General features: G+C 65.7%; 15 protein-coding genes. 3 read left to right on the top strand and 12 right to left on the bottom strand.

The window, feature by feature from the left end; translation table 11 throughout:
- The first annotated feature begins 145 nt into the window (after nt 1-145).
- Nucleotides 146-1,645 (top strand): Mur ligase family protein, encoded by a 1,500-nt coding sequence (locus IE92_RS0100435; RefSeq protein ID WP_245601190.1) that lies wholly within the window; start codon nt 146-148, stop codon nt 1,643-1,645.
- A 184-nt stretch (nt 1,646-1,829) separates the two neighbouring features.
- Here the strand turns inward: IE92_RS0100435 and IE92_RS0100425 are convergent, their stop codons facing one another.
- Together IE92_RS0100425 and IE92_RS0100420 are read right to left on the bottom strand one after the other, a co-directional pair.
- Entirely contained in the window at nt 1,830-2,909 is a 1,080-nt protein-coding gene (locus IE92_RS0100425) for a 1-deoxy-D-xylulose-5-phosphate reductoisomerase (protein WP_030142904.1), read from the bottom strand.
- A 3-nt stretch (nt 2,910-2,912) separates the two neighbouring features.
- Entirely contained in the window at nt 2,913-3,857 is a 945-nt protein-coding gene (locus tag IE92_RS0100420) for an FKBP-type peptidyl-prolyl cis-trans isomerase (protein WP_030142903.1), read from the bottom strand.
- A 163-nt stretch (nt 3,858-4,020) separates the two neighbouring features.
- On the opposite strand from IE92_RS0100420, the gene IE92_RS0100415 reads away from it, so the two are divergent.
- Nucleotides 4,021-4,773, top strand: a complete 753-nt coding sequence (locus IE92_RS0100415; protein ID WP_030142902.1) for a lysophospholipid acyltransferase family protein — start codon at nt 4,021-4,023, stop codon at nt 4,771-4,773.
- A 65-nt stretch (nt 4,774-4,838) separates the two neighbouring features.
- On the opposite strand, the gene IE92_RS0100410 is transcribed toward IE92_RS0100415, so the two are convergent.
- Nucleotides 4,839-5,333, bottom strand: a complete 495-nt coding sequence (locus IE92_RS0100410; RefSeq protein ID WP_030142901.1) for an OsmC family protein — start codon at nt 5,331-5,333, stop codon at nt 4,839-4,841.
- 45 nt (nt 5,334-5,378) lie between these two features.
- On the opposite strand from IE92_RS0100410, the gene IE92_RS0100405 reads away from it, so the two are divergent.
- On the top strand, nt 5,379-6,413 hold the full coding sequence (locus IE92_RS0100405) for an asparaginase (RefSeq protein ID WP_043321252.1): 1,035 nt from the start codon (nt 5,379-5,381) through the stop codon (nt 6,411-6,413).
- A 246-nt stretch (nt 6,414-6,659) separates the two neighbouring features.
- On the opposite strand, the gene IE92_RS0100400 is transcribed toward IE92_RS0100405, so the two are convergent.
- From IE92_RS0100400 to IE92_RS0100360, 9 genes are all read right to left on the bottom strand, one after another.
- Nucleotides 6,660-7,661 carry a PP2C family protein-serine/threonine phosphatase gene (locus IE92_RS0100400; protein WP_081863764.1) on the bottom strand — a complete coding sequence of 334 codons (1,002 nt, stop codon included), beginning with the start codon at nt 7,659-7,661 and terminating at the stop codon, nt 6,660-6,662.
- Nucleotides 7,662-7,841: 180 nt separating this feature from the next.
- On the bottom strand, nt 7,842-8,600 hold the full coding sequence (locus IE92_RS0100395; protein WP_030142898.1) for a DUF4192 family protein: 759 nt from the start codon (nt 8,598-8,600) through the stop codon (nt 7,842-7,844).
- A 189-nt stretch (nt 8,601-8,789) separates the two neighbouring features.
- Nucleotides 8,790-9,812, bottom strand: a complete 1,023-nt coding sequence (gene add / locus IE92_RS0100390) for an adenosine deaminase (protein ID WP_030142897.1) — start codon at nt 9,810-9,812, stop codon at nt 8,790-8,792.
- Between the two features lie 120 nt (nt 9,813-9,932).
- Nucleotides 9,933-10,700, bottom strand: a complete 768-nt coding sequence (gene yaaA / locus IE92_RS0100385; protein ID WP_030142896.1) for a peroxide stress protein YaaA — start codon at nt 10,698-10,700, stop codon at nt 9,933-9,935.
- A 31-nt stretch (nt 10,701-10,731) separates the two neighbouring features.
- The gene (locus tag IE92_RS0100380; RefSeq protein ID WP_030142895.1) at nt 10,732-10,995 is read right to left on the bottom strand and encodes a F0F1 ATP synthase subunit epsilon; all 264 of its coding nucleotides are present in this window, start codon (nt 10,993-10,995) and stop codon (nt 10,732-10,734) included.
- A gap of 2 nt (nt 10,996-10,997) precedes the next feature.
- Nucleotides 10,998-12,446 carry a F0F1 ATP synthase subunit beta gene (atpD, locus tag IE92_RS0100375; protein WP_030142894.1) on the bottom strand — a complete coding sequence of 483 codons (1,449 nt, stop codon included), beginning with the start codon at nt 12,444-12,446 and terminating at the stop codon, nt 10,998-11,000.
- A 31-nt stretch (nt 12,447-12,477) separates the two neighbouring features.
- On the bottom strand, nt 12,478-13,374 hold the full coding sequence (locus IE92_RS0100370) for a F0F1 ATP synthase subunit gamma (protein ID WP_030142893.1): 897 nt from the start codon (nt 13,372-13,374) through the stop codon (nt 12,478-12,480).
- Between the two features lie 3 nt (nt 13,375-13,377).
- Complete coding sequence (atpA, locus tag IE92_RS0100365) at nt 13,378-14,988, bottom strand: F0F1 ATP synthase subunit alpha (protein WP_030142892.1); 1,611 nt, start codon at nt 14,986-14,988, stop codon at nt 13,378-13,380.
- A gap of 56 nt (nt 14,989-15,044) precedes the next feature.
- Nucleotides 15,045-15,839 (bottom strand): F0F1 ATP synthase subunit delta, encoded by a 795-nt coding sequence (locus IE92_RS0100360; protein WP_030142891.1) that lies wholly within the window; start codon nt 15,837-15,839, stop codon nt 15,045-15,047.
- Nucleotide 15,840 lies beyond the last annotated feature (1 nt).

Here is a 15,840-nt window from a genome sequence, read left to right as displayed (position 1 = left end):
TTTTGATCCGGGCCGCGGATCGGACGCCCCCGCATTCGGCGAGCGCCCGCGCGAAATCGCCCGCGCGTGAGACGATAGACGGGTGAGACCCCAACAGCGTGTATCCCTGCCACTGACCGAACTCCTGAGCGAGATAGTGACCCTCGTGCCCGGCGAACCCGGCCCCGATGATCACGGCGGCGAGATCAGCGCGCGCGGCGTGAGCATGTCCGCCGCCGAGGTCGAACCCGGAGACCTGTTCCTCGGTGTACCCGGGGCACGATTCCACGGGGCGGCCTTTGCCGATCAGGCGCGCGAGCGCGGGGCCGTGGCGATCCTCACCGATGCGGCCGGCGCGGCCCTGGTGCGGGAGAAGGACGTGGACCTGCCGCTGCTGGTGACCACCGAGAACCCCCGCTCCTTCGCCGGCAAGCTCGCCGGACGCGTGTACGGCACCGCGGATCTGCACGCGCTCACCCTGGGCATCACCGGAACCAACGGCAAAACCTCCACCGCCCACTTCCTCGACGCGATCATGCGCCAGCTAGGCCTGATCACCGGACTCAGCTCGACCGCCGAGCGCCGCATCGGCGATCAGGCGGTCATCAGCCACCTCACCACTCCCGAGGCACCCGAGGTGCACGCGCTGCTGGGCACGATGATCGAGGCCGGCGTGGATGCGGCGATCATCGAGGTGTCCGCGCACGCGCTCACCCGGCACCGCATCGACGGCGTGCACTTTGACGTGGTGGGCTTCACCAACCTCAGCCACGACCACCTCGATGACTACGGCACGATGGACAACTACCTCGCCGCCAAGCAGGAGCTCTTCACCCCCGAGTATGCGCGCCGCGCGGTGGTCTGCCTGGACACCCCGGCGGGCCTCGCGGTGCGTGATGGCGCGCGAATCCCGGTCACCACGATCGGCACCACCGGCGTCCTGGCGCCGGGCATCGTGGCCGACTGGATGGTCACCATCGAGAACGAAAACCCGCGCTTTACCGAGTTCCGGGTGGACCACCCGGCCCTCGGCGCGCTGCGCACCCGGATTCCGCTGATCGGTGCCCATATGGCCTCCAACGCCGGCCTGGCCATCGCGATGCTCGCCGAGGCCGGGCTGTCGCTCGCCACGATCGGCAGCGCGCTGGCCGCCGACGGTCAGATCAACGCCCAGCTGCCCGGCCGCCTGGTGCGAGTCTCGGGCGAGAGCGGACCCACCGTGTTTGTGGATTCGGGGCACACCCCCGATGCGATCGAAAAGTCGCTGCATGCGGTTCGTCAGGTCACCGCGGGCAAGGTCATCATGATCGCCGGCGCCGATGGGGACCGCGATGCCAGCAAGCGTGGCGATATGGGGGCCGCAGCCGCCGACGGCAGCGACCTGCTGATCATCACCGACCACCACAGCCGCCGGGAGAACCCGGGCGAGATTCGCGCGGCGCTGATCGCCGGGGCTCGTACCCGGGTCACCGCCGACCGCATTCTTGAGGTCCCCAACCCCGAGAAGGCGATTCGCGCGGCGGTCGAGCGAGCGGGCGCCACCGACACGATTCTCTGGTGCGGACTGGCCTCCCAGGACTACCGCGATGTGGACGGCGTGGAACGTCCCTTCGACGTGGCCGAGGAGGCGCGTCAGGCCCTGCGCGAGCACGGCTACGGCGCCTAGTACACACACAAAAGCCGGTCACCTCCATGGGAGGTGACCGGCTTTGTGTTACCGGCTTTGTGTTACCGGCGTTGTCGTTGGCGTTGCTGTTACCGGCGTTGCTGCTGCCGGCAATGTGGCTGCTGCGGGTGTTGCTACCCGCCGGGCCCGAGGGCGGGCGCGTGCCCGCCGAAGATCCGCTCGACTAACCGGCGATCAGCGCATCCGCGGTTGCCCGGGCCCAGCGCTCGGCCTCGGCCAGCGACTCCAGGGTCAGCGCGTCCTCGGCCTCATGCTTTTCCACGACCGCGCGCACGGTGTCGATGATGCCCAGGTAGTCCAGCGCCCCCGCGTGGAAGGCCAGAACCGCCTGCTCATTGGCCGCGTTGTACACGGCCGGATAACTCAGCCCCGCGCGCCCCACGGTCTTTGCCAGCTCGACCGCCGGGAAGGCGGCGTTATCCAGCGGCTCAAACGTCCAGGTCTGGGCGGTGGTCCAATCCAGCGGCACCCCCACCCCGGCGACCCGGTTCGGCCAGTCCAGGCCGAGCGAGATCGGCAGGCGCATGTCCGGCGGGGAGGCCTGGGCGAGGGTCGAGCCGTCGATGAACTCAACCATCGAGTGCACGATCGACTGCGGGTGCACGGCCACGTCGATCCGGTCATAGGGCACCCCGAACAGCAGGTGCGCCTCGATGACCTCGAGTCCCTTATTGACCAGGGTCGAGGAGTTGGTGGTGACCATGAGCCCCATATCCCAGGTGGGGTGCGCGAGCGCCTCGGCCGGGGTGACCCCCGCCAGCGACTCACGGCTGCGTCCGCGGAACGGACCGCCCGATGCGGTGAGCACCAGGCGGCGCACCTCGTGGGCGGCACCGCCGCGCAGGGCCTGGGCGATCGCCGAGTGCTCGGAGTCCACCGGGACAATCTGCCCGGGAGATGCCAGATCGTTCACCAGGTCTCCCCCGACGATCAGCGACTCCTTATTGGCCAGCGCCAGGGTGCGCCCCGCCCGCAGCGCGGCCAGGGTCGGTCCCAGGCCGATCGAACCGGTGATGCCGTTGAGCACCACATCGGCTTCGACGTCCCGAATCATCTCCTCGGCGGCGGCGACGCCGAGCCCGGTGTGCTCAACACCAAACTCGGCCGCCTGGGCGTCCAGGGTTTCCCGGTCGGTTCCGGCGATCAGACCGACCACCTCGAAGCGTTCCCGATTGGCCCGGATCACGTCCAGGGCCTGGGTGCCGATCGATCCGGTCGACCCGAGAATAATGACCTTACGCACGAACTAGTCCTTTGCGATGTCGATCACAAAGACGATGGTGTCCTTGCCACCGATACCGGCCTGGGCGTTACCGCCGGCACCGTAGCCGTCGGCCGGGGGCAGGATCGCCAGAATCTTGGAGCCCTTGGTCTGGCCGATGATCGCCTTGGAGAAGCCGGGCACGTAGCCGTTGGCGGCGATGTCGAGCACCGAGTCGAACTTCTGGAAGGTGGCACCGGTGTTCCAGTTGATGCCGACGGTCTGCAGCTTGGGAGCGTCGGTCTCGGCAATCACCGGACCGTCACCCTTCTCCAGCACCTCGATGGTCAGCTCCTTGGGCGGGTTGGTGTCCGGCAGGGTCACCTTGGGGGCCTCACCGTTGCCGGGGAACTCGACCTTGGGAGCGTCCTTGTAGTCACCCTTGAGCTCGCGAGCCTTGGGGGCCTTCTCGTTGGAGATGATGTCGGCCACGATCAGAACCGAGTCGTCCTTACCGATCTTCAGCTGCTCGTTGCCCTGGGCACCAAACAGGTCCTTGGGGGCGGCCAGCACGGCCACGCGCGAGCCGACGGTGTGGCAGCCCACGGCGGCGCTGATGCTCTCGATCAGCTGCTCGTTGATCTGCACCGAGTTGCTGCCCTGGCCGTTGTAGGGGGCCTTGAACGCAAACTCACCGGTGGTGGCGTTGTAGAGCGAGATGTCGGCGACGGCGGTGTCGTTCGGACGAACCTTCTCGCCCTTACCCTCGACGATCACGCGCGACTGCGAGGTCTCAACCTTGGTTCCCTTGGCAATGTCGATCTTCGGTTCCTTGCCGAAGTTATCGCCGATCTTGGCCGAGTCCAGCTGCTTGCCGGTCGGGAAGGTGAAACACCCCTTTTCGACCTCGGCGGAGTTGTTGGTGCTCGTGCAGCCGACCAGAAGGACGGATACCGCGGCGGCAAGGGCAAGGCTGGAACGAATTTTCACTCGGATAACTTTCTCTGCGATCGACGGGCATGTGAACATGCCACCGCGTACCAGTCTGCCCGACGTTGCTGAGATGTGCACTGCCGATGCACGAAATGCCCAGGTTAACGCCGCGCCGAGAACATAACCCGGCGGGCATGTGGACCCTAGTACCCTCAATCTAATGACCGAGAACACGCCGAACGAGCCGCTTCAGCGCCCGGGTTTTGTCTACCACCTGGGCCGAGCGATCATGTTTCCGCTCGCCAAAATGGTGTACCGGGTCAAGATCGAGGGCACCAAGAACGTTCCGCTGGAGGGGCCCGTGATCATCGCGAGCAACCACCTCTCCTTTATCGACAGCATCGTGATTCCGGTCCTGGCACCGCGGCGGGTTCAGTTCCTGGCCAAGTCCGCGTACTTCGAGGGCACCGGCATCAAGGGCTGGTTCTCCAAGATGTTTTTCACCTCGATCGGAGCCGTCGGCGTGCGCCGCGGTGCCGGACAGGCGGCGCAGGAGGCGCTCGAACAGGGTCGCCAGATCCTCGAGGGTGGGAACGCGTTTGCGATCTACCCCGAGGGCACCCGTTCGCTGGACGGTCGCCTGTATAAGGGACGCACCGGCGTGGCCTGGCTCGCGTTGACCACCGGGGCGAAGGTGGTTCCGGTGGGTCTGATCGGTACCAATAAGATGATGCCGGTTGGCGCCAAGGTGCCGCGATTTGCCAAGGTGAAGATCCGCTACGGTGAGCCGATCGATGTCTCGGTTCACGGTCCCGCCAACAGCGGTCGCGCCCGCCGCCTGGCCACCGACGAGATCATGGCCGCGATTCACGCGCTGAGCGAGCAGGAGCTCGCCAACGAGTACAACGAATCGCCGCCCCACGACATTATCGAGAAGGCCAAGCGCGCCCTGTGGCGCCGCGAACGCCTCTAGTTCTCCTGAAACCCCGCGTGCCCCTGGGCACGCGGGTTTTGTGTCTGGGGTTGCTCGCCGCCGATTTAGGTGTCCCGCTCGGCGGAGGCACCGGCCACCAGGATGGTGGCCTCATGCCGCACCGGGAAGTTCACCGAGTTGGCGATGAAGCACATCCGGTTGGCCTCGGCGTGGGCGGCGTGAGCGGCCTCAACCATGCTCGCGTCGGCCACGGTGACCACCGGGGAGAGAAGGACGTCGGTGAAGGCTCCCCCGCCGCGTCCGTCCTCGCGCATGGTGCCACGTGCCTCATCCACGTAGTCGGTCACCACCACACCCGCGGTCACGGCCGCGTGGAGGTAGCTGAGGAGGTGACACTCCGAGAGCGCGGTCAGCAGGTGGTCCTCGGGGTTCCAGCGTGCGGGGTTGCCGCGGAACGGACGATCGGAGGATCCCAACAGGTCGGGTTTCCCGTCAATTCGCACCGTCAGGTCGCGATCGTAGTCCCGGTAACCGGTTGTGCCGGTACCGCGGTTGCCGTCCCAGGTGACCCGGACGAGGTAGTTGTGTTCTCCGATCATGGTGTCATTCTGACATGAGCCCACCATCCCGGGTACGCTGGATCGGTGACTACTTCCGAAGCTGCCTCCCCGATTCGTGCCGAAACCTTTAGCGCCGCGCGCGCCGTCGAGCTGGCGCAGGTGGTGAGGAGCGGCTTTGTCGAGTCCCGTCATGCAGGTTCGGCGATCGTGTTGAATCAGCACGCCGAGGTGGTCCGCTCGATCGGTGATCCCGATGCCCCGATCTTCCCCCGCTCCACGCTCAAGCCCTTCCAGGCGATCGCGATGATGAACGCCGGCGTGGGTCTGCGCTCGGCCGCCGCCGCGCTGGCCACCGCGAGCCATGCGGGTACCCAGCGTCACATCCAGGTGGTGCGCAGCATGATCGCCCAGGCGGGTCTGACCGAGGCCGCCCTGCAGTGCCCGCCCGCGCTGCCGCGCGATAACGCGACCCGCACCGAGCTGCTTCGCGACAATGTCGAGCCCGCCCCGATCTATATGGAGTGCTCGGGCAAGCATGCGGCGATGCTGCTGGCCTGCGCGCAGAACGGCTGGCCGGTGGAGAGCTATCTGGATCCCCAGCACCCGGTTCAGCAGCAGGTGCGGGACGTGATCGAGCGGTTCTGTGGCGAGCGTCCGGTTGCCACCGGCGTGGACGGCTGCGGTGCCCCGGTCTTCGCGATTTCCCTGGCCGCACTCGCGCGCGGATACGCGCGGATTCGCACCTCCTCGGCCTCCTCCCCGTTCGCGCTGTACCGCAACGCGGGCATCCTGGTGGACGCGGTTCTGGCCGATGCCTGGGGCATCGACGGTCCCGGCCGCCCGGACACGATCATCGCCGACCGTCACGGGGCCTTTGCCAAGACCGGTGCCGAGGGCGTCATGGTGGTTTCGGCCCCCGATGGCACCACCGCCGCCGTGAAGATCCTCGACGGCAGCGCCCGGGCCGGTGCCCTGGTGGCCCTGACGCTGCTGGCCGATGCCGGGGCCCTGGACCCTGCGGACGTCGCGGAAACCCTCACCCGCCTTCCGCTGCACCTCTCCGGCGGCGGCGCGGTCGTCGGCGACATCCGGGTCTCCCCGCTGATCGCACGCCCGTAGCGGGGCAGCAGCGGACGCGAGCGCGCCGCCAGCGGGCGGGAGCGCAGCGATTGCAGGCGAGAGCGCCGCTAGCGGGACGCAGTGCGGTTTGCCGCATTGCGTGCGCGCTGATTTCGCCGCGGCCCAAACTGTGCGGCGGACGGCCCCAGCGACGATCGCGCTGTGGCAAGGGCGCTGCGGCTGACGGCACGAGCAGCATTCGCGCCTCGGGCGCGCTGGGGTGGGTGCCCTGGGCGGCGTTTGCGCCTACGAGGCGCCGGGGTGGGCTGCTTCGGTGGCCGTGTCGGGCACGGCAGCACCGTCGGCGGCGGCATGGGCCGCCGCTTCGATTGCTGTCTCGTCGACAAGCGCCTGAGTGGAAACATCCGAGTGGGCCGCAGGCGCACCAGGGGTTTCCGGGGTACTGAGCGTTTCCGGGGTACTGGATGTTTCGGGAGTACCAGGTGTTTCGGCGGCGATACGCGCGTCGTCGAGGAGTTCGTCGAACACGATGGCCGAGATGTTATCGCGTCCACCGTTGCCGAGGGCGGCGGTGAACATGGCCAGCAGCGCATCGGCGGGGGTCTCTGAGGTCTCCAGGAAGTGCTGGATTCCGTAGTCGGTCAGCTCCTTGGTCAGCCCGTCGGAGCAGACGACCCAGCGTGCCCCGGGTGATGTGCGTACGGTCACGTAGTCGGGGATCGGGTCCTCGTTGAGGCCCACCGCCCGGGTAATCACGTTGCCGTGCGGGTGGTTTTCGGCTTCGGCGGGGCTGATCGCGCCCGCGGAGAGCAGCTCCTGAACGATCGAGTGGTCGACGGTGATCTGATCCAGACGACCCTCGGCGAGGCGGTAAACCCGCGAGTCGCCGATGTTCAGCACCGACCATTGGCTCTCGGCCGCGCCGGCACCGGCATACACCACGCCGGTGATCGTGGTGCCCGTGCCCAGCTCGGACGGGCCAACTGCCTCGGCCATCTGGTGCACCGCACCGCGGAGGGAGTTTTCCAGGTTTTCCCGGCTCACGGTGGCACCGCTGTCCAGGAGGGTCCCCAGGTGATCAACAACCGCCGCGGAGGCAACCTCGCCGGCCTCGTGCCCGCCCATGCCGTCGGCGACAACAAACAGCGGGAAGCGGGCGATCAGGGCGTCCTGATTGACCTCGCGCTTTCTGCCGGTATCGGTGGCACTCGCCCATCGGATGATGAGGTCTGCACCCTCGGATCGGGGAACACGGTACGAGCCGCTATGCACGTCAAGCTCGCTCACGTGGATTCCTTTCGGCCAATTGTTCTCGCAACCGGCGACACATTGGCACCGAGTATTGTTTCCTCGTTCGACGAGTCTACCGAGGTTCAACCCCGACGCGCGACTTCGAACCGGGCCAGGGTATGTCAGAAGGTACCGTTTTTGCTGGGAATTGGCCACCGACTCGCCTCAAAGATAACATTACCGATCCGGCGGCGCGTCGGACGGCAGGGTCAATCTCCGGACCGCCGGCGTCCCCGGCTCGGCCAGGTAATGGCCCCAGTGTGAGCCCGAAACCACCAGGGCATCCCGCACCGGGTACCCGGCGATCTCCGCATAGGTCAGCACCTCCCCCACGAAGTCTCGCCAGGGCAGCGAGCTCGAGGCGCGGATGCGACCGATCGAGCGATCGGTATAGACCACGGGCAGAATCGACTCGGCGTGGGGAATGCGACAGAACACCCCGATCATCGCGCGCGCTCGGTTATCGAGGGTCCGCACCCACTCGACATCGGCCGCGGTCATCGCCTTCGCCCCCGTGGCCCCGCCCTTCACCGCGAAGCCGCCCGCCGAGCTCTCCCCCTCGGCAACGTCGTTCACCGCATCGCCTCCCGCCGAGGAATCCCCCGCGGCCGCAGCACCCACCGCAGCACCCACCGCGGGGACTTCCGCCGAGCGATTCCCGACGGCAGAATCTCTCGCCGTGGTGTCCCCTAACTCCGGTGGGGCTCCCACCACCGAGGCATCGTTGTGCGGGGCAGGTTCGGCCGAGAGCAGTCCAAACGCCGCCTCGTAAAGATCGGTCTGCCCCGCGCGGCGCGGCAGATCAAAGCGGAGGAGTCCGCAGGTGTGGTCGGCGTTAAACGCGACCAGCAGGATGCAGCGGCGCGGAGCAAACCCCAGGAGCCGGGGAAGAACGCGCAGGAAGGCGTCGGGTGTGTGGGCGTGGAATGGTTTCATGCCCCAAGCCTCACCCGCTCCGGTGCCCGGTACGCCACCCGGAAACCGCTCTGTGGATAACTCACGAACACGTTGCATCTGTGGAAAACGCCCGCGTCTCCCCAAGGGGAGACACGGGCGTTACGGCACATCCGCGAAATCCGGGACGGTGTGGTCCAGGCCATCTGCGGGCGAATCCGCCCGAGCTATCTAGGAGGCGGTAAAGGCCGCCACGTAGGCATCCACCTCGGCCAGGTAGGCGTCGCGGCGGAACGGGGTCAGCCAGGAAGCCTCAAACGAGTTCCGGGCGAGCTGGGCGAGCTCCTCGATGCCCAGGTCGGCCTTCTCGGCCAGAGCCACGTAGTTATCGGCCACGTAACCACCGAAGTAGGCGGGGTCATCGCTGTTGATCGTGACCTTGAGGCCGCGACGCAGCAGCGCAACAATCTCATCGGACTTCATCTGGTCGGTCACAAACGAGTTGGAGATCGGGCAGGTGGTGAAACCCAGCCCACGGGCCTTGGCCGCCTCGACCAGGGCGTCGTTCTCGACGATATTGGTGCCGTGGTCGATCCGGTCCACCTGGATGTCCTCGATGACCTGGCGGATGTTCTCGATCGACCCCTCCTGGTCGATATCGCAGTGCATCGTCAGCAGGAATCCCTCGGCCTTCGCGCGCGCAAAGACGGCGGCGAACTTTGCCGGCGGGTTACCGCGCTCATCGGAGTCGAGGCCGAGGCCCAGGATCCAGTCCTTATAGGGCAGCGCCTCCATCAGCGTGGCCATCGCAAACTCGGCGGAGAAGTCACGCAGGATGCAGAGGATCAGTTCGCCCTGGATGCCAAAGTCGGCGCGCGCCTCGATGATCGCCTGACGGTAACCACCGATGACGTTCGCGAACGGGACGCCCCGCGAGGTGTGGGCCTGCGGGTCAAAGAACATCTCGGCGTGCCGGGTCCCCTGGCTCGCGGCCTTCTTCAGGTAGGCATAGGCGAGGTCACGGAAGTCCTGGGCGGTCTGCAGCACACCCATGGCCGGGTAGTAGACCTGCAGGAAGCTGGTGAGGTCGTGGAAGTTATAGGTCGCGCGGACCTCCTCCACCGTCTTCTCGGCCAGCTCGATGCCGTTGCGGGCGGCGAGGGCGAACTTCAGTTCGGGTTCGAGGGTGCCCTCGAGGTGGAGGTGCAGTTCGGCCTTGGGCAGGCCGTGGGCGAAGGCGACAAGATCGGTCATGAAGCGGGCTCCTGGGTATGAGATGTGCGTGGGGGTTCCGGGACGCAACTAGGTCGGCATCCCGGACGCAGCCTCCAGTCTATTCCCCGGTAAATACCCGGGACGCGGCCCCTGCACGTCCTACCGCAGCTCCTCGAAGCGAATCTCACCGTCGACAAGCGACGCGGTGAAGCCCTGCTCGGTCGCCCATTCGACAAACTGCGCGGCGTTGCGGCAGCCGGGACGGGTGGCCAGGAGCCGGGCCACCAGCAAGCCCTTGGTCTTCTTATTGAAGTGGTTGAGGGCGTTGCCCGGCGTGCTCTGCCCGGGCGCGGGGGCGGCGACCACACGCAGATAGGCGTGGTTACCAGTGGGGGCCAGCGGCGAGAGCGCCGCATAGGCCTCCGAGCGCAGGTCCAGCACAAAACCGTGCAGGGAGGCCAGGGCCGAAGCACCGGCGGCGGACCAGCGCTTCTTGAGCGTGGTCGGCGGCACCTTCCCGGTGGCCGAAAGTCGATAGTTGGGCAGCGGGTCCATCGCGCCCACCGGCCCAAACGGGGCCGACTGAATCAGAATGTGGGCGGCCGCCCAGGTGCGCTCGGCACGCGAGAGCGACGGGGCCCCGATGGGGTCAAACAGCACCCCGGTGTAGCGCTCCAGCGCGGGCAGGCGCGGGGCGGATTCCAGCGCGGTGTTCAGCACCACCTCCCCCGCCAGCCGAGCGCCGAGCTTGAGAGCCGCGGCGGCGGCCACCGGATCGGCGCAGAGAAGCTCCAGATCCGCCACCAGTTCCTGGCGGACGATCCCCAGTTCGGGAAAACGCAGCCCCGAGTAGAGATCGTCGTTAAACGACACCGCCCCCGGTTCATCCTGCCGCTTGGTCTCCGAAGGAGGCAGCAGAATAAACACGGGGGCGGGTCGTAGGGGTGAAGCGGGCGAACTAGCCGACGAGCGAGGCAGCGCCGGCGACGATGCTCACGGAGTTGTGCTCAACCGAGAGGAATCCACCGTCCGCCTGAGCAACGATCTTCTCGCCGTTTTCGAGGGTGATCCGAACCTCACCGTTGGCCAGAATGGCCAGCAGCGGCTCGTGACCGGCAAGAATACCGATCTGACCCTCGACGGTACGAGCAACGACCTGCTTCGCTTCGCCCGTCCACACCTCGTGGGAAGCCGAAACAACACTGACGGAAAGAACGGCCATGATTAGGCGTTGTCCTTCTGGATCTGAGCCCACTTGGCCTCAACGTCGGAGATACCACCGACGTTGAAGAAGGCCTGCTCGGCGACGTGGTCGAACTCACCCTTGGCGATGGCATCGAAGGACTCGATGGTCTCGCGCAGGGGGACTGTCGAACCCTCAACACCGGTGAACTTCTTCGCCATGTAGGTGTTCTGCGACAGGAACTGCTCGATACGACGTGCGCGCGACACGGTGATCTTGTCTTCCTCGGAGAGCTCGTCAACACCGAGGATCGCGATGATCTCCTGGAGTTCCTTGTTCTTCTGCAGGATCGACTTGACCGTGGTGGCCACGCGGTAGTGGTCCTCACCTAAGTAACGCGGGTCCATGATCCGCGAGGTCGAGGTCAGCGGGTCGATGGCCGGGTAGAGGCCCTTCGACGCGATTTCACGCGACAGCTCGGTGGTGGCGTCCAGGTGGGCGAAGGTGGTCGCCGGAGCCGGGTCGGTGTAGTCATCGGCCGGCACGTAGATCGCCTGCAGCGAGGTGATCGAGTGACCACGGGTCGAGGTGATGCGCTCCTGCAGGAGGCCCATCTCGTCCGCGAGGTTCGGCTGGTAACCCACGGCCGAAGGCATACGGCCCAGCAGGGTCGACACCTCCGAACCCGCCTGGGTGAATCGGAAGATGTTGTCGATGAAGAGCAGCACGTCCTGCTTCTGAACATCGCGGAAGTACTCCGCCATGGTCAGGGCCGACAGTGCCACGCGGAGACGGGTCCCCGGCGGCTCATCCATCTGGCCGAACACAAGCGCGGTCTTGTCGAACACGCCCGCTTCTTCCATCTCGTGGATCAGGTCGTTACCCTCACGGGTACGCTCACCCACACCGGCGAAGACCGACACACCACCGTGATCCTGCGCAACACGCTGGATCATCTCCTGGATCAGAACGGTCTTACCCACACCGGCACCACCGAACAGACCAATCTTTCCACCCTGTACGTAGGGGGTCAGCAGGTCGATCGACTTGATACCGGTCTCGAACAGCTGAGTCTTGGACTCGAGCTGGTCGAAGGGCGGCGGGGTGCGGTGGATGGGCCAGCGCTCGGAAACCTCGATGGCGTCACCGTTCAGGACCTCGCCCAGAACGTTGAATACCTTACCCTTGGTGACATCACCAACGGGTACGGAGATCGGCAGACCGGTGTCGATAACCTCCTGGCCGCGGACGATACCGTCGGTCGGCTTCAGGGCGATGGCGCGAACCAGGTCGTCGCCCAGGTGCTGGGCAACCTCGAGGGTCAGGGTGGTGGTCTCGTCACCGATCGTGATTTCGGTCTTCAGCGCGTTGTAGATCCCGGGGATCGCATCGTGCGGAAACTCGATGTCAACGACCGGGCCGGTGACGCGAGCGACACGACCGACAACGGCGGTCTGCTCGGTCGCCGTGGCATCGGCGGTGGTTGTCATAGCTTTCTTCTCTCTCGTTCTCGAAAAACTTCTAGGAGGACGCCAGGGCGTCTGCTCCACCGACGATTTCGGAGATCTGCTGGGTGATCTCCGCCTGACGTGCGTTGTTACGCAGTCGGGTGTAGTCGGTAATGAGCTTGTCGGCGTTATCGGAGGCGGACTTCATGGCCTTCTGGGTGGCGGCGTGCTTTGCGGCAGCCGACTGCAGGAGGGCGTTGAAGATCCGGCTCTCGATGTATACCGGGAGCAGGGCGTCCAGAACCGTCTCGGCGTCGGGCTCGAACTCGTACAGCGGGAGAACCTCGGACTTGTCCGGAGCCTCCACACCCTCAACAACCTCGAGCGGCAGCAGGCGCAGAACCTGAGGGGTCTGCGTCATCATGCTCACGAAGCGGTTGAAGACGAGGTGGATCTCGTCCACGCCACCGTCTGCCTCATCCTTCAGGAAGGAATCCAGCAGGGCCTCACCGATCTCCTTCGCCGCGGCGAAGGTCGGGTTCTCGGCCTCGCCAACCCACTGACCGGCGAGCGGCTGCTTGCGGAAGGTGAAGTTCGCAACGGCCTTACGTCCGTAAGCGAAGTGAATCACCTCTTTGCCCTCAGCGCGAAGCTCTTCGGTCAGGTCGTTGGCCTCCCGCAGAATCTGCGAGTTGAAGGCACCCGCGAGACCGCGGTCCGAGGTGAATACAACCACCGCGGCACGCTTGATCTCGGCCGGCTCCGTGGTGAGAACGTGCTCCACGTTGGAGTACGTTGCCACCGCGGAAACCGCACGGGTGATGGCCCGCGAGTACGGCCCGGAAGCCGCCACGCGCGCCTGCGCCTTCTGAATACGGGACGCGGCGATCAGCTCCATCGCCTTGGTGATCTTCTTGGTCGTCTGCGCGGACTTAATCTTCTGCGTGTAGACCCGGAGCTGTGCACCCATGGGTTAGCGACGTCCCTTGACGATCTTTTCCTGGTCGTTTTCCGCTTCGACTACCTCTTCGTCGTGCTCACCCTTGGTGATGAACTCCTTGGAGAATGCGTCAACGGCGGCCGACAGTGCGTCACGAGTGTCGTCGTCGAGCACGTTGGTCTCGCGGAGGGTCTTCAGAACCTCGGTGTTGCGAGCCAGGTAGTCGTGCAGCTCCTTCTCGAAGCGCAGAACGTCCTCCACCGGAACGGTGTCGAACTTGCCGTTGGTACCTGCCCAGATCGAAACGACCTGGTTCTCGACCGGCATCGGCGAGTACTGCGGCTGCTTGAGCAGCTCGGTCAGGCGTGCACCACGGGCCAGCTGACGACGGCTAGCGGCGTCCAGGTCCGAAGCGAACATTGCGAAGGCTTCCAGCGAACGGTACTGAGCCAGCTCGAGCTTGAGGGTACCGGAGACCTTCTTGATCGACTTGACCTGAGCGTCACCACCCACACGGGACACGGAGATACCCACGTCCACTGCCGGGCGCTGGTTCGCGTTGAACAGGTCCGACTGGAGGAAGATCTGACCGTCGGTGATCGAGATCACGTTGGTCGGGATGTATGCGGAGACGTCGTTTGCCTTGGTCTCGATGATCGGCAGACCGGTCATCGAACCGGCACCCAGCTCGTCGGAGAGCTTGGCGCAACGCTCAAGCAGACGGGAGTGCAGGTAGAAGACGTCACCCGGGTAAGCCTCACGCCCCGGCGGACGACGCAGCAGCAGCGACACGGCACGGTAGGCCTCGGCCTGCTTGGAGAGGTCATCGAACACGATGAGGACGTGCTTGCCGTCGTACATCCAGTGCTGACCAATGGCCGAACCGGTGTACGGAGCGAGGTACTTGAAGCCTGCGGGGTCGGATGCGGGGGACGCCACGATGGTGGTGTACTCCAGCGCGCCGGCCTCTTCCAGGGCACCCTTCACCGAGGCGATGGTGGAGCCCTTCTGGCCGATTGCTACGTAGATGCAGCGAACCTGCTTCGAGGGGTCACCGGTTGCCCAGTTGTCCTTCTGGTTGATGATGGTGTCGATCGCGATTGCGGTCTTACCGGTCTGACGGTCACCAATGATCAGCTGACGCTGACCGCGACCGACGGGGATCATGGCGTCAATAGCCTTGATACCGGTCATCATGGGCTCGTGCACGCTCTTACGCTGCATCACGCCGGGAGCCTGGAGCTCGAGGGCGCGGACACCGTCGGTAGCGATCTCGCCGAGACCGTCGATGGGGTTACCCAGCGGGTCAACAACGCGACCCAGGTAGCCGTCACCAACCGGAACGGAGAGAACCTCACCGGTGCGAGTGACCTCGAGGCCCTCGACGATGCCGCCGAACTCACCGAGAACAACAACACCAATCTCGTTTTCGTCGAGGTTCTGGGCGAGACCAAGCGTGCCATCCGCGAAACGGATGAGCTCGTTAGCCATTACGCCCGGGAGGCCCTCAACGTGAGCGATGCCGTCCGCGGCGTCAACCACGTGGCCCACCTCGGTCTTGGAGGCCGAGCCGGGCTCGTATGCCGATACGAAGTCCTTGAGAGCATCACGGATCTCGTCGGGGCTGATCGTAAGTTCTGCCATCTTCTTCCCTATCTGTGCGGAGACGATAAGGTCTCCTGCGAATTTGTCTGGCTGTGCTAGCCAGCAAGCTGAAGTCGGAGTTCCGACAGACGCGTCGAAACGCTTCCGTCGAACACGTCGTCGCCGATCTGAACCCGAAGGCCACCAATGATGGTCGGGTCGATGATCTTGTTCACCCGAAGGCTGCGACCATACTGTGCGCTGAGGCTGGCGGAGAGCCGCTCAACCTGGGCGTCACTCAGCGGAACGGCGCTGGTCACGGTGGCGATGGCGAAGCCCTGCTGATCGGCGACCGTGGCGGCCGCGGTACGCAGCAGCTCACGGATCCGACGACCACGGGGCTGAGCCACAAGGTGCTCCACGATGGCCACGGTCTGCGGGAGAGCCTTGCCCTCAAGCAGCTTGGTGACCACGGCGGCCTTGTCCTTTGCCGTACCCAGCTTGGAGCCGAGTGCGAGTTCCAGCTCGGCGTCCGAGGCCACGACCTGACCGAACTCGAAGAGTTCGCTCGTGATCGGGGCCTCGGCACCGGCCGAAACGGCGGCGGCACGGAGCCCGAGGTCTTCGATGCCCTCGAGCAGGTCCACCGAGGTGGACCAGCGCTGCGACACGACGGAGTTCACCAGACCGAGGGTCGTGGCGCTCACCGCCTTCGCGAAGATACGCTCCGTAGCCGCTACCTTGACCGCGGCTTCGGCAGCCGGGTCCGCGAGCAGCGCGCGCAGCTGGGCACTGGAATCAATTGCACGACCCACAGCGAACAGCTCGGTGGCCGTGTTCTGGTCCACCGCGCCGGTCGACTGCAGTGCCTGCGTTCCTGCGGCGAGTGCTTCTCTGGTTGCGCTACCCATT

Origin of the sequence: Mycetocola saprophilus (genome assembly GCF_000718085.1) — a bacterium.
GTDB lineage: Bacteria > Actinomycetota > Actinomycetes > Actinomycetales > Microbacteriaceae > Mycetocola > Mycetocola saprophilus.
This window is presented reverse-complemented; position numbering and strand designations above follow the sequence as displayed.

Bases quoted from the DNA above. Each gene is read 5' to 3' on its own strand.
- IE92_RS0100415 (WP_030142902.1), top strand. From the start codon at position 4,021: ATGACCGAGAACACGCCGAACGAGCCGCTTCAGCGCCCGGGTTTTGTC.
- atpA (WP_030142892.1), bottom strand. From the start codon at position 14,988: ATGGCAGAACTTACGATCAGCCCCGACGAGATCCGTGATGCTCTCAAG.
- IE92_RS0100410 (WP_030142901.1), bottom strand. From the start codon at position 5,333: ATGATCGGAGAACACAACTACCTCGTCCGGGTCACCTGGGACGGCAAC.
- IE92_RS0100370 (WP_030142893.1), bottom strand. From the start codon at position 13,374: ATGGGTGCACAGCTCCGGGTCTACACGCAGAAGATTAAGTCCGCGCAG.
- IE92_RS0100360 (WP_030142891.1), bottom strand. From the start codon at position 15,839: ATGGGTAGCGCAACCAGAGAAGCACTCGCCGCAGGAACGCAGGCACTG.
- atpD (WP_030142894.1), bottom strand. From the start codon at position 12,446: ATGACAACCACCGCCGATGCCACGGCGACCGAGCAGACCGCCGTTGTC.
- add (WP_030142897.1), bottom strand. From the start codon at position 9,812: ATGACCGATCTTGTCGCCTTCGCCCACGGCCTGCCCAAGGCCGAACTG.
- IE92_RS0100380 (WP_030142895.1), bottom strand. From the start codon at position 10,995: ATGGCCGTTCTTTCCGTCAGTGTTGTTTCGGCTTCCCACGAGGTGTGG.
- IE92_RS0100395 (WP_030142898.1), bottom strand. From the start codon at position 8,600: ATGAAACCATTCCACGCCCACACACCCGACGCCTTCCTGCGCGTTCTT.